This window comes from Magnetococcales bacterium (assembly GCA_015228815.1).
Classification (GTDB): Bacteria; Pseudomonadota; Magnetococcia; order Magnetococcales; family UBA8363; genus UBA8363.
Map to the genome: position 1 here is coordinate 39,075 of JADGCV010000013.1, position 18,651 is coordinate 57,725.

The window sequence follows — 18,651 nt, forward strand, 5'->3', positions numbered from 1 at the left end:
CCTTATGGAAAGATTGCATTTTGCATGCCTGAAATGGTTTCCGCTCCGGGGCCATCGGTCGCGGTTTTGACGCGGCATGGGCGGCAAAGGTGTCCTGGGTGGGGGGAAGGGGTTGCCCTGTCGGGGGCAATGCATGGATCATGGGGAGGGCGCGTGTTCACGGGAACCCGGGATCCCTTCATGGCGAAAACAACGTCGCCGCTTCCGGACATCCCAGGCGCGGGGCGATGACAACAAAGGCGAGGTGGTCATGGATGTCGAAATCAGCGAGACCCGGGAGGTCTATCGGGGGTTTTTTCGTCTTTTCAAAATATTCCTGCGTTATCGACGTTTCGACGGTCGCATGAGTCGGACCATCGCCCTGGAAGCGCTGGAACGGGGGGAGGGGGTGGCGGTCATTTTGTATGATCCGGTGCAGGATTGTGTCGGTCTGGTGCGTCAGTTTCGGATCGGAGCGCATTTGCGCGAAAATAAGGGTTGGGTCCTTGAACTGGCGGCGGGATCCTGTCAGGGGGCGGAAGATGTCCGGGCGGTGGCGCTCAAGGAGGTCCGGGAGGAGACAGGATGGACCCCCTCGGTCATGGAACATGTCATGACCTTCTACATCAGTCCCAGTGGCACCACGGAACGGATCCATCTGTTTCTCGGTATCTTCGACAGCCGCATCCCCCCTTCCGCCTCCGGAGTCCCCGAGGAGGAGGAGGACATCCAGACGGTCTGCGTCTCCTTTTCCGAGGTGATGGCCATGATGACCCGGGGAGAAATCAACGCCGCCTCGGTCATCCTCGGGATGCAATGGTTGCAGCTCCATCGTTCGGAATTGCGGCAGCGGTTTGTCGATGGTTGAGCCGGGGCCGGAAGGTTCACCTGGAGGAGCGGTCATGCATGGTTCGAGATATGTTTATGGTAGCAGGTTTGTGATTTATATGTTACAGTCATGAATACGATTCGTCGCTACCGCACCGAGGACGGCCACGAAATTGTCACCGAGTGGCTGGCCCGGCTGAGAGACAGGCAAGCCAAGGCCAGAATTCATGCCCGCATTTTAAGATTGGCGGCAGGCAACTTCGGGGACTGCAAGCCGTTGCGGGATGGCGTGGCGGAGTTGCGGGTGGACTGTGGTCCTGGCTACCGGGTTTACTATGGGATGGTTGGCAAGACAATCGTATTGTTGTTGGGCGGAGGGGACAAACACTCCCAGGATGTGGATATTATTCAGGCCGTAGCCTGCCTGAAGGATTTCAAGCGGAGGCTGACATGAAGCATTTGGATCGGGCGAGCGTGTCTCATGACGAGTCCCTGGTACGGGAACTGCGTGATGATCCGGAACTGGCAAAGGAATATCTACAGGCCGCCATGGAGGACGAGGAGGAACCGGCGGTGTTATTGTTGGCCTTGCGTCATGTGGCCGAGGCCTATGGCATGCCCAGGGTGGCCGAACTGGCGGGAATCCAGCGCGAAAGCCTCTATCGGGCGTTGTCTCCGAGGGGCAATCCCACCTTGCGCACCCTGACGGCGGTTTTGAAGGCTGTCGGCTTGCGGTTGACCGTAACTCCGGGTCGCCATGGTCCTTTTCAAGCCTCTGTATCATCGGAATTCGGGCGGTGAACCTTGGGCGGCTAAAAACTGTGCCTGAATCCTCTATTGCCGCCCTGCGGTGTTCCCCGGATGAATTCGTGCGAGAAATGAAGCTGGCGGCAGCGAGGTGTTTCCCTTGACGGAGGAAAGCCTTTTCCGGGCGTTGGGATTGGGGGAACCACCGCTCATGTTGCAAGCTGTGTGACGCTGCATAGAATCCCGAGGAATTCCAACGTCACTTTTTGAATTCTACATTGCCGCACCGATAATGGCATAGGTCTGCTCATCCCTCTTTGAAAAATCTGCGTCCATCTGCGAAATCCGCGGATTCACGACCTGTGCGATCCGCAGATTTCGCAGATTCGCGCAGATTCAAGACGAAGGATTCTATGCGGCGTCACACACTTTGCAACATGAGCGGGGGGAACATCGGCAATGAGCGAAGATCAAAAGGCCGATGCGAAATCAAGACTGCTGCGGGTCAGGGTGACTGTGTTGTCCTGGATCGATACCGAAGCGATCAATCCGGGAAAATAATAGTCCAGACGTTGACTCAGGGGGATGAGAAGGCTCCCCTGTTGGCTCCGGTCGGACAGGGTGCTGGTGGCGCGGCTGGCGGAGGCGTCCAGATTGAGTGTGTTGTTGTATTGGCCGACGCGCGCGGCCAATGCGGCGTTGCCAAGGCTTTCGGTGAGGAAATGATTCGGTGGACGTGCCCCGCCACCCAGGAAAAAGGCGAGAAGATCGTTGCTGGCCAGGGCGTTGACCATGCTGTTGTAGGTGGAGATCAACGTCCCCATGCCAAAGGTCACGGTCGGGATATAATCGGATTCATCGACAAAGTCCACGTAGGAGGAGGCCGTGTCCAGGGACACGTCAAGCCCGCTCAAGACCGGTTTGATCCGCATCCGGACCCCCAGGACATAGCCCGAGGCGTAGGGGGCCAGGGCATCGAGCACCGTTTGCGCCAGGCTTCGGGTCGTGGTCGAAATGCGTGAATAAATAAGATCCACCAGCGCCACCTTGAGGGTGACGGTGATCTGACTGGCGGTGATCTGAATGTCGAACTTGTTGATGACCTCGCCCAGGGTGTGGGAAAAAGTACCTGCCTCGGTCAACTGTTGCGCCAGCTTGCCCAGGACCATGCTTTCGAATTCCTCTTCCGAGACGATGATCTGTCCCCCAGCCTGCGCCGTGACCAGATGGTTGTAGATGCTGGCATAGGTGGTCCTCGATGAAGAAAGCAGGGTCGCCACATTGGGGGTCTCGGGGATCGATTCCACCGAAAACCCGACCACCGTGATCGAAAAGGTCTTGTCGAAGGTCAGACCTCCCTTGTCGGTTACCCGTACCCCCAGGTCGAAGATGCCATGGATCGGGGTCGTGGTCTCCACGACGAGCAACTGATCGCCAAGGATGGCGAAGCGACCGTTCAGGGTGTCCGGGAGGGAATAGGTGAACTGTTCGTTGCCATCGGGATCGGTGGTACTCAGGGTGCCGACCGCCGCATTGCTTGGTCGCGAAAGAAAGGGAAGGACATTGTTGCTCAGGGAAATGTTGGTCGGCGATTCGTTCAGGTCGTTGACGGTGATGGTCACGGTGGCCGAATAGGATCCAAGGGCGTCACTGTTGGAAATGAGGACGCTGTAGCTCGACTTGGTTTCATGATCGAGGGTGGTTCCCGCCTTGATGTAGAGTTGCGTCCCCACGACCGTGAAGGAACCCTGATCCGCCCCGCCGGCGATGGCAAAGGTGTTGTTGCCGACCGCGGTCAACGTTCCGAGGCTTACGTCGCTGGCGGTGCTCGTGTTTTCATTGATCGATGTCTGCGCAACGGTGATCGAGCGATCGATCGCCTGAAGGGTGACCGTCAGGGTCTTGGTGAGCGACAGGTTTCCCGTGTCGCTACAGGTGACCGCCACCGTGTAGGTGGGTTTGGCATTCAGGTCGAGGACCGAGCCTGCCTTCAATTGCAGTTGGGCGCCGCTGATCTGGAAACTGGCGGCGTCCGTCCCCCCGGAAACGGTGCAGGTGTGGGTATTGTTGGCGTCGGGATCGGTGACGGTCAGGGTGCCCGCGCTCATGGCGGCACTGGTATCGACATTGCTGTAGATGATGCCGGGGCTCAAGGTAATGTTGGTCGGGGCCTCGTTGACATCGTTGACGCTCAGGGTAAAACTCTTGGCGTAGGACAGGTTGCCCGAATCGGTGGCGGTGAGTTCCACGACAAGGCTTGGTGTCGTCATCGCCTCGAAGTTGAGCGTCGTTCCCCCCTTGATCTGAAGATTGCTGCCGCTGACAGTGAAATAATCCTTGTGGGTACCGCCGGTGACGCTGTAGGTCACCGAGTCGGAACTGTCGGGATCGATCACCCCCAGGGTGGCAAACGTGGTGGTGGCGCTGGCTCCGGTGTTTTCATCCACGGAAGAGGCCGACAACAATACCGAGGTCGGGGCCTCGTTGACATTGTTGACCGCGATGGTGACATCCTTGGTATACGTCAGTCCGCCGCCGTCGGTGACTTTGATTTGCACCTGCAACGCTGGCGTGGTCATCGCCTCGTAGTTCAGCGCCGTTCCCGCGACCAGTTGCAGGTTTTGACCACTGAGGGCAAAAAGTCCCTGGTCCGTTCCACCGACGATGGCAAAGGTGTGGGTCGCGTTGGGACCGGTCTTGTCGGGATCGATTCCTGAAAGGGTCGCGATGGTCGCATTGCCGGTCGTGTTCGTGTTTTCGTTGACCGAGGAGGCGGAGAGGGCGATGTCGGTGGGCGTTTCATTGACATCGGTCACCTGGACGGTGAACGGCTGGCTCGCGCCTTCCGCGGTCACCTGGACGCCAAGACTGGCCTTGCTCTCGTGATTCAGAGTCACACCCGATTTGATCCACAGTTCGTTGCTGTTCTGGATTTCGAAGGAGGTGCCGTCGCTCCCGCTACTGACGCTGAAGACGGTCCCCGTCGCCTCGGGATCGCTGTAGGTCAGGGTGCCGACCTTGACGGGAGTCGTGGTATTTTCCGCCAGGGTCGCGGATGACAGGGAAATCGCCCCCGCCAGCAGGGTGAATCCCTGTTCGTAGACCCGTTTGACCGGCATCGTCCCGACCGACCAGAGATAACCGCCCGGATTCAGTTCGATGGACGGCGTGACGGAACAGTTTCCCGTTCCCGCGGCGCATCCCGCCTGGGTCGGGGTGTAGATCTGGTTGTGGAAGGTTTGGGGAATGGCGTGGGTCGAGACGATCTTCACCAGATACTGGGTGGCGTCGGCGACCGCGTTCCAGGTCAGGGTCGGGCTCCGGTCGTAGGTGTTGCCCGTGGGGGAGACGATGATGGTCCCCACCACTTCGACGCTCAACGTGAAGGAAAGGCTTGACGAGACCGTTCCATTAAGGTTGGTCTCCGAGTTGTAGGCCTGCACCGTCCAGGATCCCGCCCCGGCGGTGAACGGATTGGGAAAGGTGGTGGCGCAGGTGGCCCCAGTCGTCGGGCATCCCGCCTGGGTCGCCGAGACGATCCGGGTCGCGGTCGTTTGGCTGGCATCGGTCACCTTGAGGATGTATCCATTGGCATCGCTGGCGGCGGTCCAGGAAAAAGTCGGCGTCAGCGAGGTGACCGCGCCGGTCGGGGCGATCAGGGTCGGCGTTCCGGGGGTCGATGCGGGTTGCGTGATCGAAAAGGAGGTCCGGCCCGATTCGGCGCTTTGGGTTGAATTCGACGTGTGCAGGGCCATGATGGTCCAGGTCCCCTTGCCGATGGCCAGGGTCGTCCCCGGTGCGATCGAACAGCTTCCCGAGCCGCTGGAACAGGAGGTGGCGGCGATCGTATAGGTTTGATCGATGACCAGACTCGATGTGGCATCGGTGACCCGCAAACGGTAATGGGTCGCCCCCTGGACCGCTCCCCAGGAAAAGGAGGGTGTCAAAGTGGCAACCGTGCCGTTCGGGGCGATCGGCGTGGGGGTGGCGAGGGCTGGGGTCGGAACATTGATGGTGGCCTGTCCGGTGGTCTTGGAGGGGACCACGGCCACCGACCAGGTGATCGTCCCGGCGGGAAGCGATACCGCGGGCGTCACCGAACAGGTACCCGTGCCGCTGGCGCAGCCTGCCGCCTCCGGGGTCATGTTGGCATAGTGCAGCACAAGACCATTGGCGTTGGTGACCTTGAGCAGGTATCCGGTGGCCCCCGATTCGGCGTTCCAGATATAGGTCGGGGTATTGGTGGTCACCGAACCGATCGGAGAGACCAGGAGTGGCGTGGTCGTCGCCGGGGCGGAAAGGGTGAAGCCCAGAGCCGCCGAGGCGGTTCCGGTAAGGTTGTCGGTGGCATTGTATCCCTGAACGGTCCACGATCCCGCGCCGGCGACGAACGGGTTGGGGAAGGTGGTGGCACAGGTTCCGCTCGAAGAGGGGCATCCCGCCACCGTGGCGGTGACGACCCGAGTGGCGACGCTGCCGCTGCCGTCGGTGACCCGCAGAATGTAGGCGTTGGCATCGGTGGTGGCATTCCAGGTGAAGCTGGGCGACAGGGTGGTGACGCTGCCGCTCGGAGAGACAGGGGTCGGTGTTCCCGGTTTGGTCGTCGGTTGGACGATGGTGAACCCTTGACGGCCCGACTGTGCGCTTTCGGTGCCGTTGGTGGTATTGGTGGCCATGATGGTCCACGACCCGACACCGACCGCCAGGGTGGTCCCCGGAGAGACCGAACAGCTTCCGGAACCGCTGGAGCAACCGGCGGTGGCGGCTGAATAGGTTTGATCGATCACCTGGACATTGCTGGCGTCGGTGACCCTCAGGCGGTAATGGCTCGCCCCGGAAACGGCGCTCCAACTGAATCCCGGCGTCAGGTTGGCGACGGTTCCCTTGGGCGAAACCGGGGTCGGGGTGGACAACGTCGGGGTGGGAACCGTGATCGTGGCTTCCCCGGTATTTTTCGAGGGGGTGACCGCGATCGACCATTTGACAAGCCCGGCGGGAAGGGTGACCGAGGGGGTCCTGGAGCAGGTGCCGCTGCCACTGGCGCAGCCCGCCGCCGTCGGGGTCAACGTTTCCTGGTGCAGCACCAGACCGTTGTTGGTCGTTACCTTCAAGGTGTAGCCACTGGCCCCCGATTCGGCGTTCCAGACATAGGTCGGGGTGTTGGTGCTGATGGTCCCGGTTGGCGAGACGATCAGCGCCGTGACCGTGGTCGTCAGGGTGAAGGTGGCCGAGGTCGAAACAGCCTGGAGCGAGGTGGTGTAAGGCTTGACGTCCCAGGAATAGGTGCCGTTGGTGAAGGTCATCGCCAGGTCGGTGCGGCAGGTACCACTGCCGCTCGCACACCCGGCGCTGCTGGCCGACAGCCACTTGGTGACCGGCGTGCCGCCGCTCTTGGTCACGGTCAGGAGATAGAACGTGCCTCCCGAAACCGCTCCCCAATTGAACGAGGTCGGGGCGGTCGTCAGCTGGCCGCTCGGGGAGCCCGTGGACTGCGTCACCGGCACCACGGAGAAACTTTTGGCCACAAGCGCCTTGGCCACCCCGCTGTTGGCGATGGCATACCAGGTGTAACTTCCGGCGGCGAGGGCCGTGGACGGCGTGACCGAACAGCTGCCACTGCCGCCCGAACAGTTGGACTCCTCCTTGGTGTACCAAAGATCGACAAGCGTTGCATTCTTGGAATTCTTGACGACGAGGCGATATTTGCTGGCCTGGCTTTCGGCGGTCCAGACGTAGGTCGGCGTTGTCGTGGTGACGCTGGAATCGGGGGAAATGGCGGACACGGCGGCAGGCCCGGCAATCGCGGCAGCCGAAAATCGCAGGATGGCCAGCCACACCAGCAGCGCCATCGGGATTCGTGTCAACAGCTTTCCCACATCCATAACCCTGATCAAGTTACCGATGGTTAATGGCAAAGGAAAATCCCTTGCCCGCACGGACTGCATCTCGGGATGTTCCGACTATACATGACCCGTTGAAAAACACAATCCGCTTGTCCTGACACAGGTTGACGCATGTAACGCTTTGTAAAACAGATCCGATGCTTTTATTGTTTCATCATTTTGTTTCATGTGCATGATTTTGTGCCGGATCGAACCGGGGTTCCCTTGAAAAGGATGACGAGGGGACATTCATCGCTCTCGAAAGAGATCCGTGACATGAACACACATTCATCCTGAACTTTGTCGTGTTTTGAATCGTGTCATGAAACATTCGGCGATCCGGAACTTCGTTACAAAAAAATTCACGACGTGTACTCCCTGACGTCCCTTATCCATTGTGACGGTGGGAAAAATCTGCTGCCCGAACCGGGACCGGGGGAAAAAGTGGACCTCTTCATCACATCCCCGCGATATTCCATGATTGCGTTATCGGAAGCCATTTCCCGATTCTTGAATCAATTATCTTCCGGGGTGCGGCGGGTGTTTTCATTGTCTGATCATTCTGTTCGGGGCATGGTTCGGTCGATCGTTTCCAGGTCGGGCCACAACCGGACGTTTGTGCCGTGTCGTTCGGCGGATGTGGACGTCCAACCCGGCTTGCATGAATCGGACCGAATCAATTTTACGGCGAGGGTGCGGTCTGGCCGATGGATTCGACCTCCATGGCCTCGGTGGTGCGATTCATCCGCCTGAGAAGATTGGCATAATTCTGGGTGACTACCCGGATCTGTGCCTGATTGGCGAGGGGAGCGCCGGTCAGAATGTCGAGGGAACGGCGATACAGGGGAAGGGCTTCATCGAAGCGTCCTTCCTGATCCAGGGTGCGCGCCAGATTGTTCAGGCTTGCCGCGACCTCGGGATGGTCCATTCCCAGAACTTCCTGGTGAATTTCCAACGTTTTCTTCTGAAGTTGTTCCGCCTCGCCGTAGCGGTTGCGGCGGCTGAGGATGGCGGCGATGTTTTTCATGCTCGTCGCCAGGGACAGATGGTTTTGCGGCAGGGTTTCCTGTTTGATCTTCAATGATTTTTCAAAAAGCGGCAAGGCTTCGTCATAGCGACCGAGGCTTGCGAGGATCGAGGCCAGGTTGTTCATGCTGGCGGCGACGGTCGGATTGTTTTCTCCAAGGCTCTGGGTCGAGAGTTCCAGGGAACGCTGGAACAGTTCGAGGGCTTTGTCGTAGTCACCCTGGCTGTAATAGCGCGAGGCCAGGCCATTGAGGTTTGATTCGGTGGCTTTGCCGTCGATGGCGGAGGTATCGCCGGCAGGGGGAGGGGTGATGTCGGCGGGCGTGGTGGTTCGGGATTCGGGAACAGGGGGGGATGGGATGATCGAGGGGACGGGGGGGCTGGGTGTGGCGGTGGGATTTTCCGGCGACTGGGTTGATTGGGGCGTGGCGAGGCGTTCCTGGGGTTTGGTTTCCGCGGCGTCTGGCACGGATGGTTGTGCATTTTGCGTCGCCGTCGGGGTTTGTTTTTCGATTTCCAGGATGCGTTCATGGGTCGCTTCCGCTTCGGCGACCCGCCCCTCGCCGAGAAGAATTTCGGTGATCGGGGCCAGGGTGTCGATCAGTCCGGGATCCGAGGTTCCCAGAAGCGATTCTTTGATCCGCAGGGATTGTTCCAGGAGGACCAGCGCTTCATGGGATTGATTTTTCTGGGACATCACCTGTGCCAGAAGGTCGATGGTTTCGGCGGTCTTGAGCGTGGCCGGTCCTTGAATCTCTCCCTGGAGGGCGAGGGCTTCGCGCAGCACCGGTTCCGCCTGTTCCAACTGTCCCGTCGATTCGTAGTGGCGCCCCAGACCGGAAAGCGAGGAAATGACCAGGGGATGTTTGGGACCGATTTTTTCCCTGGCGGCATGAAGCGATTGCAAAAGAGATTGTTCCGCCGCCAGGGTGTCGCCCGCCAGGTTCTGGGCCGATCCTCGTCGTTGAAGGAACTGGACGTGCTGTTCGGCGGAGGATGCGGTTTCAGCCGCGTCGGCAAAGGATTGGGCGGCGGCCGCGGGTCTGGACTGCAACAGGTGAATGTCTCCCAGCGAACCGAGAAGGTCGGCGGTGATGGTGCGCAAATGGTCGTCCTTGAAGGGCAGCAGTTTCTGCTCCTCCCGAAGATCGGTGACGGTCGCTTCGAGAAACTCCCGAGCCATCTGGAGGTCGTTTCGTGTCAGCGCCTCGATCACCCGATCCCGTCTTTGCCCCAGTTCCTTGAAGGGAAAATCGATGAGCGCCAGTTCGGCGATCAGTCGCTGCCGTTCTACCTGCTCCGTGTTACGGGCGGCGGGGAGGGAGGAGAATGGACGTGGAAGATGGCGCGACAGGAGGGCCGTGGTGGCGGAAGGTCGTGGTGTTCCGTTCGGGGGCGCGGCATGCCAGGAGGGGACCAGAAGGGGCCAGAGAATGGCCACGAGGGAAGCAATGGCCGCCGTGACGGGCAGATGGGCCGGAAGATCGGGAAAGCGGGTCATGAATCTTTCGAGGGGATCGTGTTCCGTCGCCCGCGGGATCCCGGGCGGTTCGAAACGGCAGTCGATGCCGCAGCCATTCATTTGACGCCGATAGTTTTCCGCCTGGGAGCGTAAAATATTGTTCAAACGAAACGTTTTTCCCGGTTTCTGATACAGTTTCGCGGCAAGCGAGCGGATCGCGGGATTTTGCATGTTCACGATCGCCTGAAGTCCTGCCTCGTCCCCTGGATCCGATTCCTTCTTCCATTGGAAGACGGCATCGCACCGGTCGCCGGTTGCCGGTTCCTCGGTTTCGGGGACCGGCGTCGGCGGAGGGGACCGATGACGCCGGAAAAGGATTCCCAGGGCAAGGCTTCCGCCAAGGGTGGTGACGCCGATGGCGGAAACGATCATCGGAAACAGGAGCGGATGATCGGGCTTGTGTGACAGGTGGGCGAATGTCAGCGGCAGAAAGATTCCCGCCAGTCCCGTCAACAGGACGACCCACCCGGTATACAACAGAGAATGATTGCTGCGTGCGTCCATCTTGATTCATGCCACGGGTGATGATTCAGGACCATTCAGGTTCGATGGTTGCGCGCAGGAGGCGGTGAATCATGGGGGAGGCGGCCAGGATATTCCCCGAATCCAGGACGTTGCCGTTGCCTGTGAAATCGGTGACCAGTCCGCCCGCTTCCGTGACCAGGAGCACTCCGGCGGCGATGTCCCAGGGTTTGAGTCCCGCTTCCCAGTATCCATCATAGCGTCCCGCGGCCAGATGGGCCAGGTCGAGGGCGGCGCTGCCGAGACGGCGGATGCCACGGGATCCGGGGATCAGCGCCATCACCGTCTTCAATTGGCGTTGCAATCGTTCGGGATGATCGATGGGAAATCCCGTCGCCAGCAGGCACTGGTCGAGGCGGTGGTTTTGCGTCACCCGGAGGCGTTGGCCGTTGAGAAAGGCGCCACGGCCCCGTTCGGCGGTGAACAATTCGTCGGTGGCGGGGTTGAAGACCACGGCGGCATGGAGTTCATTGTCGTTGGCCAGGGCGATGGACATGGCAAAGTGGGGCAGGCCATGTATGAAGTTGGTGGTGCCGTCGATGGGATCGACGATCCAGCGCCATCCCTTGGCAACTTCACTCCGGCTGCTCTCCTCGGCGAGGATGCCGTATTGCGGCGTGGCCTTGCGCAGATGGTAGAGGATTTCCCGTTCCACCGTGGTGTCGGCCTGGGTGACGAAATCGTTCTTTCCCTTCGTTTCGAGGACCAGTTCGTGCCGTCGCTTGAAAAACGTCAAGGCTTCCCGTCCAGCCGACCGGGCGGCGCGGATGGCGATGTTGGTGTGCGGCGATACGTTCATGATGGGGAAGGTGGACTGGAGAAGGGTTCACGGGGACCTCGGGAGCGGATTCCGGAGGGATCGGAGCGGTTGCCGGGTTTGCGACACGCATGGACAACGACAGTTTCAAGATTAGCACGGTCCGGATGCTGCGTCACCTTGGTCGATGATCATTTCGAATCTTGCCGGTGGGTTTTTCGGGATGGCGGGTGGGCGACGGTAACATTTGCCGCATGAGGCGCGGCCATGGGGGGAAATTTGCCCGGAATCGATGATAAACGTTTATTGGCATATCTATTGCACAAGGCGTTCGCGGATGGTTCAGGGAAAATCCGGAAATGGAAACGCAAGTAAAACACGAATAACGGCAGTGACTTGCCCATGGTCGTCCCCGGTTCGCCGACGGCCCCCGGAGGATGGACTCATGAAACGATCAACTGGCATGGTCGGTGCATAATAGCTTGGCAACGGAGTTTACCCGGCATTTTCCTTCCAACCCTAGGAATCGTTTTCATGGCCATCACCAACGTGTTGAACATTTCCAAGCAGGGGATCTTCGTGTCCCAGGGGGCGTTGCAGACGGTTTCCCACAACATAAGCAACGTCAACACCCCCGGGTATTCGCGACAGGTCGTCCTTCAGGAAAACACCGCCGGGGACAAACAGGATCCGGGTGGTTCCGGGGTCAGGATGAGCGATGTCGTCCGCAACTTTGACCAGTTGGTGGACCGGAGGATGGAACTGGGGACCGGGGAGCTGGGACGGTTGGAAACCCGCGAACACTATCTGACGATGATCGAGGATGTGTTCAACGATTTGGACGGAGAGGGGTTTTCGCAACGTCTGGAGGCGTTTTACGCCGCGGCCGATTCCCTGGCGGACAATCCCACCAATCCGGTCGGACGCGAGGAACTGGTGGTCGAGGCCGATTCCCTGGCCCGGACCATTCAGAAGATGTACACCGCCCTGACCGAGATGACGATGCCGGTGGACAAGGAAATCAATGTCGTCATGGAGGACATCAATACCCGGTTGAAGGCGATTCAGGATGTCAACCGGACGATCGTGGCCAATGAAAATTCCCATCCCGCCCTGGACCTCAAGGATCAACGGCGGCAGATGGTGTTGGAGCTTGGCGAACTGATCGACATCCAGACGCTGCCGATGGAGCAGGATGGTTTGCGGGTGATGACCTCCCGGGGGCAGGAAATTCTTGCCGACCCGGTGTTCGCCGCCACCCTCGAACGCAGTCCCAAGACCAATGCGGAAGGGTATCTTGGGATCAATATCAATGGCCGCGAATTTGCGAGTTCCGACCGGATTCGTGGTGGCAAGCTGCGGGGCCTGTTGGAAGTCCGCGATGAGATCATCCATGGGCCGAAAGGTTTTTTGACACGGCTGGAGGCGATCACCGACGAATTGCGCTGGCAGGTCAACCGGGTGCATAGCCAGTCGGTGAGCCAACAGATGTATTCGTCGCAACAGGGGATCACCGATCTGGGGCTTGATCTTTCGACACCCATCAAGAATCTGGTCACCAAGGAAAAGGATGTGAACTACAAGAAATCGCCCGAGGATGTCGGTCGGGTGGTCGATGGCGCCATCACCTTCGTTTCCGGGGCGAACACCGATGCGCTGACGGTCGGCAAGCCGGTGACCATCACCACGGGGATGTCGCTGCGTGAGATCAAGGATGCCATCAACGCTTCCGAGGCGGTGGATGCCGCCATCGTCACCGAGGGGGACAAGCGGTATCTGAAGATCACCCCGGCCAAGGAAGGTGGTGTGTTCGGGGTTCTCGGGGATACGAGCGGGGTCTTGGCCGCCCTTGGCGTCGGAGCGATTTTTACCGGGACGGGGGCGGGGACGATCCAGGTGGGCAAGAGCCTCAAGGAGGATTCCAAACGGGTGGGATTGGCGCGGTTTGGCGTGGACAACGAACTGGCCCCGACCCAGGCGACCTTCGACGATGGCAACAGCCAGGGCGCGCTTGCCCTGGGCAATCTCAGGACCATGAAATTCACCATCAACGGCCAGAACGCCTCCCTGACCAGCCATTATGCGACGTTGTCGGGCAACCTGGGGTCGCTGATCAATCAAAACAATGAAAGCCTGGTGGCGCAGCAGTCGGCCCAGGAGTTTGTCAGTGACATGCGCGAATCGATTTCGGGGGTGTCGCTGGAAGAGGAACTGACCGACCTCATCCGTTTTCAGAGGGCGTTTCAGGCATCGAGCAAGATGGTCAACGTGGCGGATGAACTGCTGCAAACCTTGATTTCCATGGTCTAGTCGTTGGTCGAGTCGTTGCGAAGGGGAAGAATATGCGCGTCACCCACAATCTGATGTTCAAGACGGGAACCAGCGCCATGCAGGCGCAACAGCAGGATATTCTGAAGATTCAGGAAAAATCGCTGACCGGCAACCAGACCAACCGTCCGTCGGACGATCCGACGGGGATCTATCGGCACATGTTGTTTTCCGCCGACCTGACCGGGGTGCAAAGCCTGAAGAAGACCACCGAGTTCGCCGCCGAACGTCTGACCCTGGCCGACAGCCATGTCAATCAGGTGCATGAGCGGATGCTCGAAGCCAAGGACCTGGCGTTGAAGATGGCCAACAGCCAGGTGGGCGGCAATCCGGAGATCATGAAGGCGGTGGCGGAGGATGCCGAGGCGATCTATCTGGACATCCTCAAGAGCGTCAATTCGGAGTTGGATGAAATTCCCCTCTTTGGCGGCAGCCGCACCCGGATGCCCTACGATGCCACCCATCTTCAGACGACGGCGGTTCAGGTGCGCGCCGATGGCAAGGGACCGATGACGGCTGCGGCCACGGGGATCACCGCGAGCGTCGCTGACGGCCATGGTGTCACCGACCTGCCGCTCAGTGTCAAAGTTACCTTTCAGTCATCGACGGGGCTGTACGAGGCGGACATCAATGGCGTCAAGAATCCTCCGGTGGCCCCGACCGGAACGCCTCCGGTCATCGACATCGGCCAGGGGATCCGGTTGACGATGGGGGCCGAACCCAAGGCGGGCGATGTCTACTACTTCGAGGTGGTTCCCGAATATCAGGGGGGCCAGGCGGACCGGCCCATCAAGGTCTTGAATGGGCAGACCCTGCCGGGAAATGTCAATGCCCAGGAGTTGCTCGAAGGGACGGGATCGGTGGGACGCAATGTCAACGTCCTGGGGGCCGTGGCGGCATTGAGGGGGGCGTTGCTGCGCGCCGACCCCGACGAGGTGTCGTTTCTGATCGACCGGTTGCAGGAGGGGCGGGCTCAGGTATCGGACTTGCAAGCGGTGACCGGTGTGCGGGTGACCCAGGTGGAAGCGGTTGGGAAAACTTTGGAAATTGATGAGCTGGCGTTGGAGGAGGCGAAGGCGACCAACATCGAGGCGGACATTCTGGATGTCTTATCGACTCTGGAACAGACGACGCAGGCGATGCAGGTGATGACCATCACGGAACGCCAGGTGCTCAATACATCGTTAATCGATTTTATTCGGTAGCATCCTTTGGGAGTGGAGATAGAACATGGAGATTCATGGAACCCGGTTTGGGGTACTGGAGTTCGAGGAAAACGAGATCATCACCATCGAGGATGGGCTGTTGGGGTTTCCGTTGAGCAAGAGGTTTCTGTTGTTCCCCTACGGTCAGGATTCCTCCTTTTTCTGGCTCCAGTCGGTGGATGAACCCGAGATTGCGTTCATCGTGGTCAATCCCTTCGACTTTTTCGCGGATCTGGAGTTTTCCATCCAGGACGAGGACACCCGGACGCTCGGTCTTTCACGCAGCGAGGATGTGGAGGTGTTTTCCCTGGTGACGATTCCGGAAGGGCGTCCCGAGGAGATGCGTACCAACCTGGCGGGACCGGTGGTGGTGAATACCGGCAACCGTCGGGGCAAGCAGATTCTGATCAAGGAGTTTTCTCCGCGACAGCCGTTGATTCCCAGGGAGTTGCGGGCGCGCTATCTGAACGAGTCGGATCGGAGGAAACCGGTGACCAAAGGGAGCCGCCGGCGTTCGCGGCAGACGGAAAAACAAAGATCGCTGAAGGTTGCCGCGGTTGGGTGATTCGACAGAGGGATCGCAGGATACGTAACGAGAGGAAATGACCATGCCACTCTATATCAACACCAATATCTCCTCCCTCAATGCCCAACGCAATCTGTTGTCATCGACGGGGGATCTCAACAAGGTATTTGCCAGGCTCTCCTCGGGTCTGCGCATCAACACTGCCGGCGACGATGCCGCCGGTCTTGCCATCAGCAACCGCATGACGGCGCAGATTCGCGGATTGTCGCAGGCGGTGCGCAATGCCAACGATGGTATTTCCGTCTCGCAGGTCGCCGAGGGCGCCCTGGCGGAACACGCCAACATGCTGCAACGGATCAACGAACTGTCGGTGCAGGCGGCCAATGCCACCAACAGCCCGCAGGATCGTGAGAATCTGCAACAGGAAGTGGTGCAACTGCTGTCGGAAATCGAGCGGGTCGCCAACGAGACCGAATTCAATAACTGGCCGATGCTCAACGGTCAGACCCAGCCCCTGGTCTTTCAGGTCGGGGCGCAGGAAAATCAAACGATCGTCGTCACTCTGGCCGATGCCCGGTCGCAAACGTTGCTGGCCGCGCCAAAACTTGCCGACCCCAACAGCAAGGAGAGCGTCAACAATCCCAAGATCAAGGGGTTGACCATCAAGGCTCCGGCGAAAGCGCTCGAAAACTCCAAACTGTTCAGTTCCAAGGCGGGGGCGATGGTCGGGACCCTGGCCAACGCCAATACCCAGGGCAAATCGCCGGCGACCACCCTTTCCACCGAAGTCTCCACCAACATGTTGACCGTCATGGACAACAAGAACGTCACGGCGGTGGCGGCGGCGGTGGATGCGGCGGTGGTGAGCGGCACCGGGGTTGTCAATGCTTTGGAAAACGGGATTACCGATGGGGCGACGGTGGATCAGACGGCGACGACCATCGTGACGCAGCTTCTGGGGGCCCCCGATGCCACGATCAACACGGCCATCGCCAATGGCATTGCCGATGGCGATACGGCGGCGGAGATTGCCGCGGACATCACCGCCGCCAACGCCCTGGTGACGGGGACCGATGCCCTGGGATTGGCGTCCGCCTCCCTGGCCGCCTTTGGCCGGACCAACGATGGCGCGACCAAGGTGACGGGGGGCTCGGGCAAGAAGGCGACCATCATCGCCTCGTGGGTTGCCGAGGCGACGGTGAAACCGACCGATCCGACGATCAACTCCGACCAGGCCCGGGTCATCGCAGCGGCGGCCTATGAGGCCAAGCGGTCCTACACGGCGACGGAAAACGTTCCCACTGCCTATAAGACCCTGGCGGGGACGACCAACGGGGCGTTGACCAAGAATGTGACCGATCCCGCCGAGGTGGTGGACAATGCGGTGACCAAGGGGACGACGGTCGAGGATGTCCCGGTGGGCAACATTCGGATCGTGATTCAGGCGTTCGATGCGCAGATTTCGCAGAACAAGGACATCGAGACGATTGCCGCGACGGCGAAAGCGGCGGACAAATCGGGAAAACTGACCCTTTCCGAGGCCAAGATCATTGCCGCGGCGGGGCTTGCGGCGGCGAAGCCGGGTGGCACGGTCGCGCTGGCCGGGACCGCCGGCAAGAACATGGCGCTGGTCCTGGCATCGCGGGATGGGGCGGTGAATGCCGCGTCGCAACCGACGGGCGGGGAATATGTGACCGTTCCGGAGTGGTTGATCGACACCTCGGGCAGCACCCGGTTTCCCCCTTCGCCCCTGGTGGACATCACCGGCAGTTCGATCCCGACCGATCCGACGTTGCCGTTCAATCCCCCGACCACCGATGCCACCAATCCCCCCTTGTCGGGGCAGGATGCGGCGGCGCGGATGATCGCGATCGTCAAGGAGGCCATCGACCGGGTTTCCGCCACCCGCGCCGAGCTGGGGGCGATCCAGAATCGATTCGAGGCCAATATCAAGAACCTGTCGAACGTGGTGGAAAACGTTTCCGCCGCCCGGTCACGGATCCTGGATGCCGACATCGCCTCCGAGACGGCCAATCTGACCAAGCTGGCCATCATGCAGCAGGCGGGAACGGCGATTCTTGCCCAGGCCAATCAACAACCTCAACTGGCGCTGCAACTCCTCGGTTGAGGTGCGGGCCCCAGGGAAATTCGCCGGCCATCCCACTCCCAGGCCGGCGGATTTCCCCGCCCGAAAGGGATGAGGGGGGCCAGAACAAAGTTTGCCGGCGGGATGGGCAACAAATTCCCCCACAAGGGAAGAAAAGGGGGGAAGGGGAGGGGGGAACATGAGCAAATACGGGGAAAAATGGAAACAATTAAGATGGCACGCAAGCTGCAGTATTACAGGTAGATGGAAAGTGACGGGACGGGGCCTGGACGGCGGTAAAAGGGTAACGGATTGTTTGATTGATTGATGAATCGATTGATTGGCGAATCACTGGAACATCGAGACTGGACCGAGGTTGCACAGGGTACATTGGTTTAACAGACGGGATCCTCGAAGGGGGCCGGCAAGGAAGCGTCGAACGCCCGCCGGAGCCGCGAAGACGAGGTGCCCAATGACAGGGAGATGACGATGATGGAGGTTCAAGGCACCCGTTTCGGAACCCTGAGTTTTGACGCGGAGGACATCATCCAGTTGGCGGACGGTTTGTTGGGGTTTCCCATGAGCAGGCGGTACATCATGTTTCCCTACTCGGATGATTCCTCCTTCTTCTGGCTGCAATCGGTGGATGAACCGGAGATTTCCTTCATCGTCATCAATCCGTTCGACTTTTTTGCCAACATCGAGTTCGAGATTGCGGATGAGGATGCGCGGGCGATCGGGTTGGAGAAGAGCGAGGATGTGGAAATGTTCACCCTTGTGACCATTCCCGAGGGACAGCCCGAGGACATGAGGACAAATCTGGCGGGACCGGTGGTGGTCAACACCCGGACCCGGAAGGGCAAGCAGATTCTTTTGGGTCAGTATTCGGCGCGTCAACCTTTGATTCCGAAGGAGCTCCGGGCCCAGGCCAAGGAGCAGGCGGTTCGCGAGATGCGGCAACCGCGGATGATGGCGGTATGAAGACAAGGGAAGTGCTGGACTCTTTAGATCGATTGAATTGAACGCAAGAACCTGAATACGGATGGAGTGACCTCCCGGTGGAGGGGATTCGTCGAAGAAGCGGCGGAAGGGATGAAGCCCAGGTGTCGGGCGGAAGGATGACCCGGCAGCCGACGAATTCCATCTCCAGGGTATCCCGAAGGCCTGGCTGGCCTGGGAAAAGAAACGACGACGGGCAAGAGGCCCGACTTCATCGGCAACCGAAAACCGATCCGGGAGGATT

The 18,651-nt window shown here is 59.8% G+C and carries 11 protein-coding genes and 1 pseudogene; 9 read left to right on the forward strand and 3 right to left on the reverse strand.

What is annotated here, in order from left to right:
* Positions 1-133: 133 nt before the first annotated feature.
* From HQL76_07415 to HQL76_07425, 3 genes are all read left to right on the forward strand, one after another.
* Positions 134-847, forward strand: coding sequence for an NUDIX domain-containing protein (locus tag HQL76_07415; protein ID MBF0108985.1), 714 nt, complete (start codon positions 134-136; stop codon positions 845-847).
* Between the two features lie 90 nt (positions 848-937).
* On the forward strand, positions 938-1,261 hold the full coding sequence (locus HQL76_07420) for a type II toxin-antitoxin system RelE/ParE family toxin (protein ID MBF0108986.1): 324 nt from the start codon (positions 938-940) through the stop codon (positions 1,259-1,261).
* On the forward strand, positions 1,258-1,608 hold the full coding sequence (locus tag HQL76_07425) for a putative addiction module antidote protein (GenBank protein ID MBF0108987.1): 351 nt from the start codon (positions 1,258-1,260) through the stop codon (positions 1,606-1,608). The genes HQL76_07420 and HQL76_07425 overlap by 4 nt, the downstream gene beginning before the upstream one ends.
* 416 nt (positions 1,609-2,024) lie before the next feature.
* Here the strand turns inward: HQL76_07425 and HQL76_07430 are convergent, their stop codons facing one another.
* The 3 genes from HQL76_07430 to HQL76_07440 all read right to left on the reverse strand — a co-directional run bounded on the left by HQL76_07430 (position 2,025) and on the right by HQL76_07440 (position 11,305).
* Positions 2,025-7,418: a cadherin repeat domain-containing protein gene (locus HQL76_07430; protein ID MBF0108988.1), complete on the reverse strand. Its 5,394-nt coding sequence runs from the start codon at positions 7,416-7,418 to the stop codon at positions 2,025-2,027.
* A gap of 700 nt (positions 7,419-8,118) precedes the next feature.
* A complete protein-coding gene (locus HQL76_07435) occupies positions 8,119-10,488 on the reverse strand; it encodes a tetratricopeptide repeat protein (GenBank protein ID MBF0108989.1) in 2,370 nt (789 codons plus the stop codon).
* 25 nt (positions 10,489-10,513) lie between these two features.
* Positions 10,514-11,305, reverse strand: coding sequence for an inositol monophosphatase (locus tag HQL76_07440; GenBank protein MBF0108990.1), 792 nt, complete (start codon positions 11,303-11,305; stop codon positions 10,514-10,516).
* A 492-nt stretch (positions 11,306-11,797) separates the two neighbouring features.
* On the opposite strand from HQL76_07440, the gene flgK reads away from it, so the two are divergent.
* From flgK to HQL76_07470, 6 genes and pseudogenes are all read left to right on the forward strand, one after another.
* Positions 11,798-13,573 carry a flagellar hook-associated protein FlgK gene (gene flgK, locus HQL76_07445; GenBank protein MBF0108991.1) on the forward strand — a complete coding sequence of 592 codons (1,776 nt, stop codon included), beginning with the start codon at positions 11,798-11,800 and terminating at the stop codon, positions 13,571-13,573.
* A gap of 32 nt (positions 13,574-13,605) precedes the next feature.
* Positions 13,606-14,796 (forward strand): hypothetical protein, encoded by a 1,191-nt coding sequence (locus HQL76_07450; GenBank protein MBF0108992.1) that lies wholly within the window; start codon positions 13,606-13,608, stop codon positions 14,794-14,796.
* Between the two features lie 25 nt (positions 14,797-14,821).
* Positions 14,822-15,361, forward strand: coding sequence for a flagellar assembly protein FliW (locus tag HQL76_07455; GenBank protein MBF0108993.1), 540 nt, complete (start codon positions 14,822-14,824; stop codon positions 15,359-15,361).
* A gap of 43 nt (positions 15,362-15,404) precedes the next feature.
* Positions 15,405-15,887 (forward strand): annotated as a pseudogene (locus HQL76_07460) (flagellin).
* 1,056 nt (positions 15,888-16,943) lie between these two features.
* On the forward strand, positions 16,944-17,450 hold the full coding sequence (locus HQL76_07465; protein ID MBF0108994.1) for a hypothetical protein: 507 nt from the start codon (positions 16,944-16,946) through the stop codon (positions 17,448-17,450).
* A gap of 447 nt (positions 17,451-17,897) precedes the next feature.
* A complete protein-coding gene (locus HQL76_07470) occupies positions 17,898-18,389 on the forward strand; it encodes a flagellar assembly protein FliW (protein ID MBF0108995.1) in 492 nt (163 codons plus the stop codon).
* The last annotated feature ends 262 nt before the right edge of the window (positions 18,390-18,651 follow it).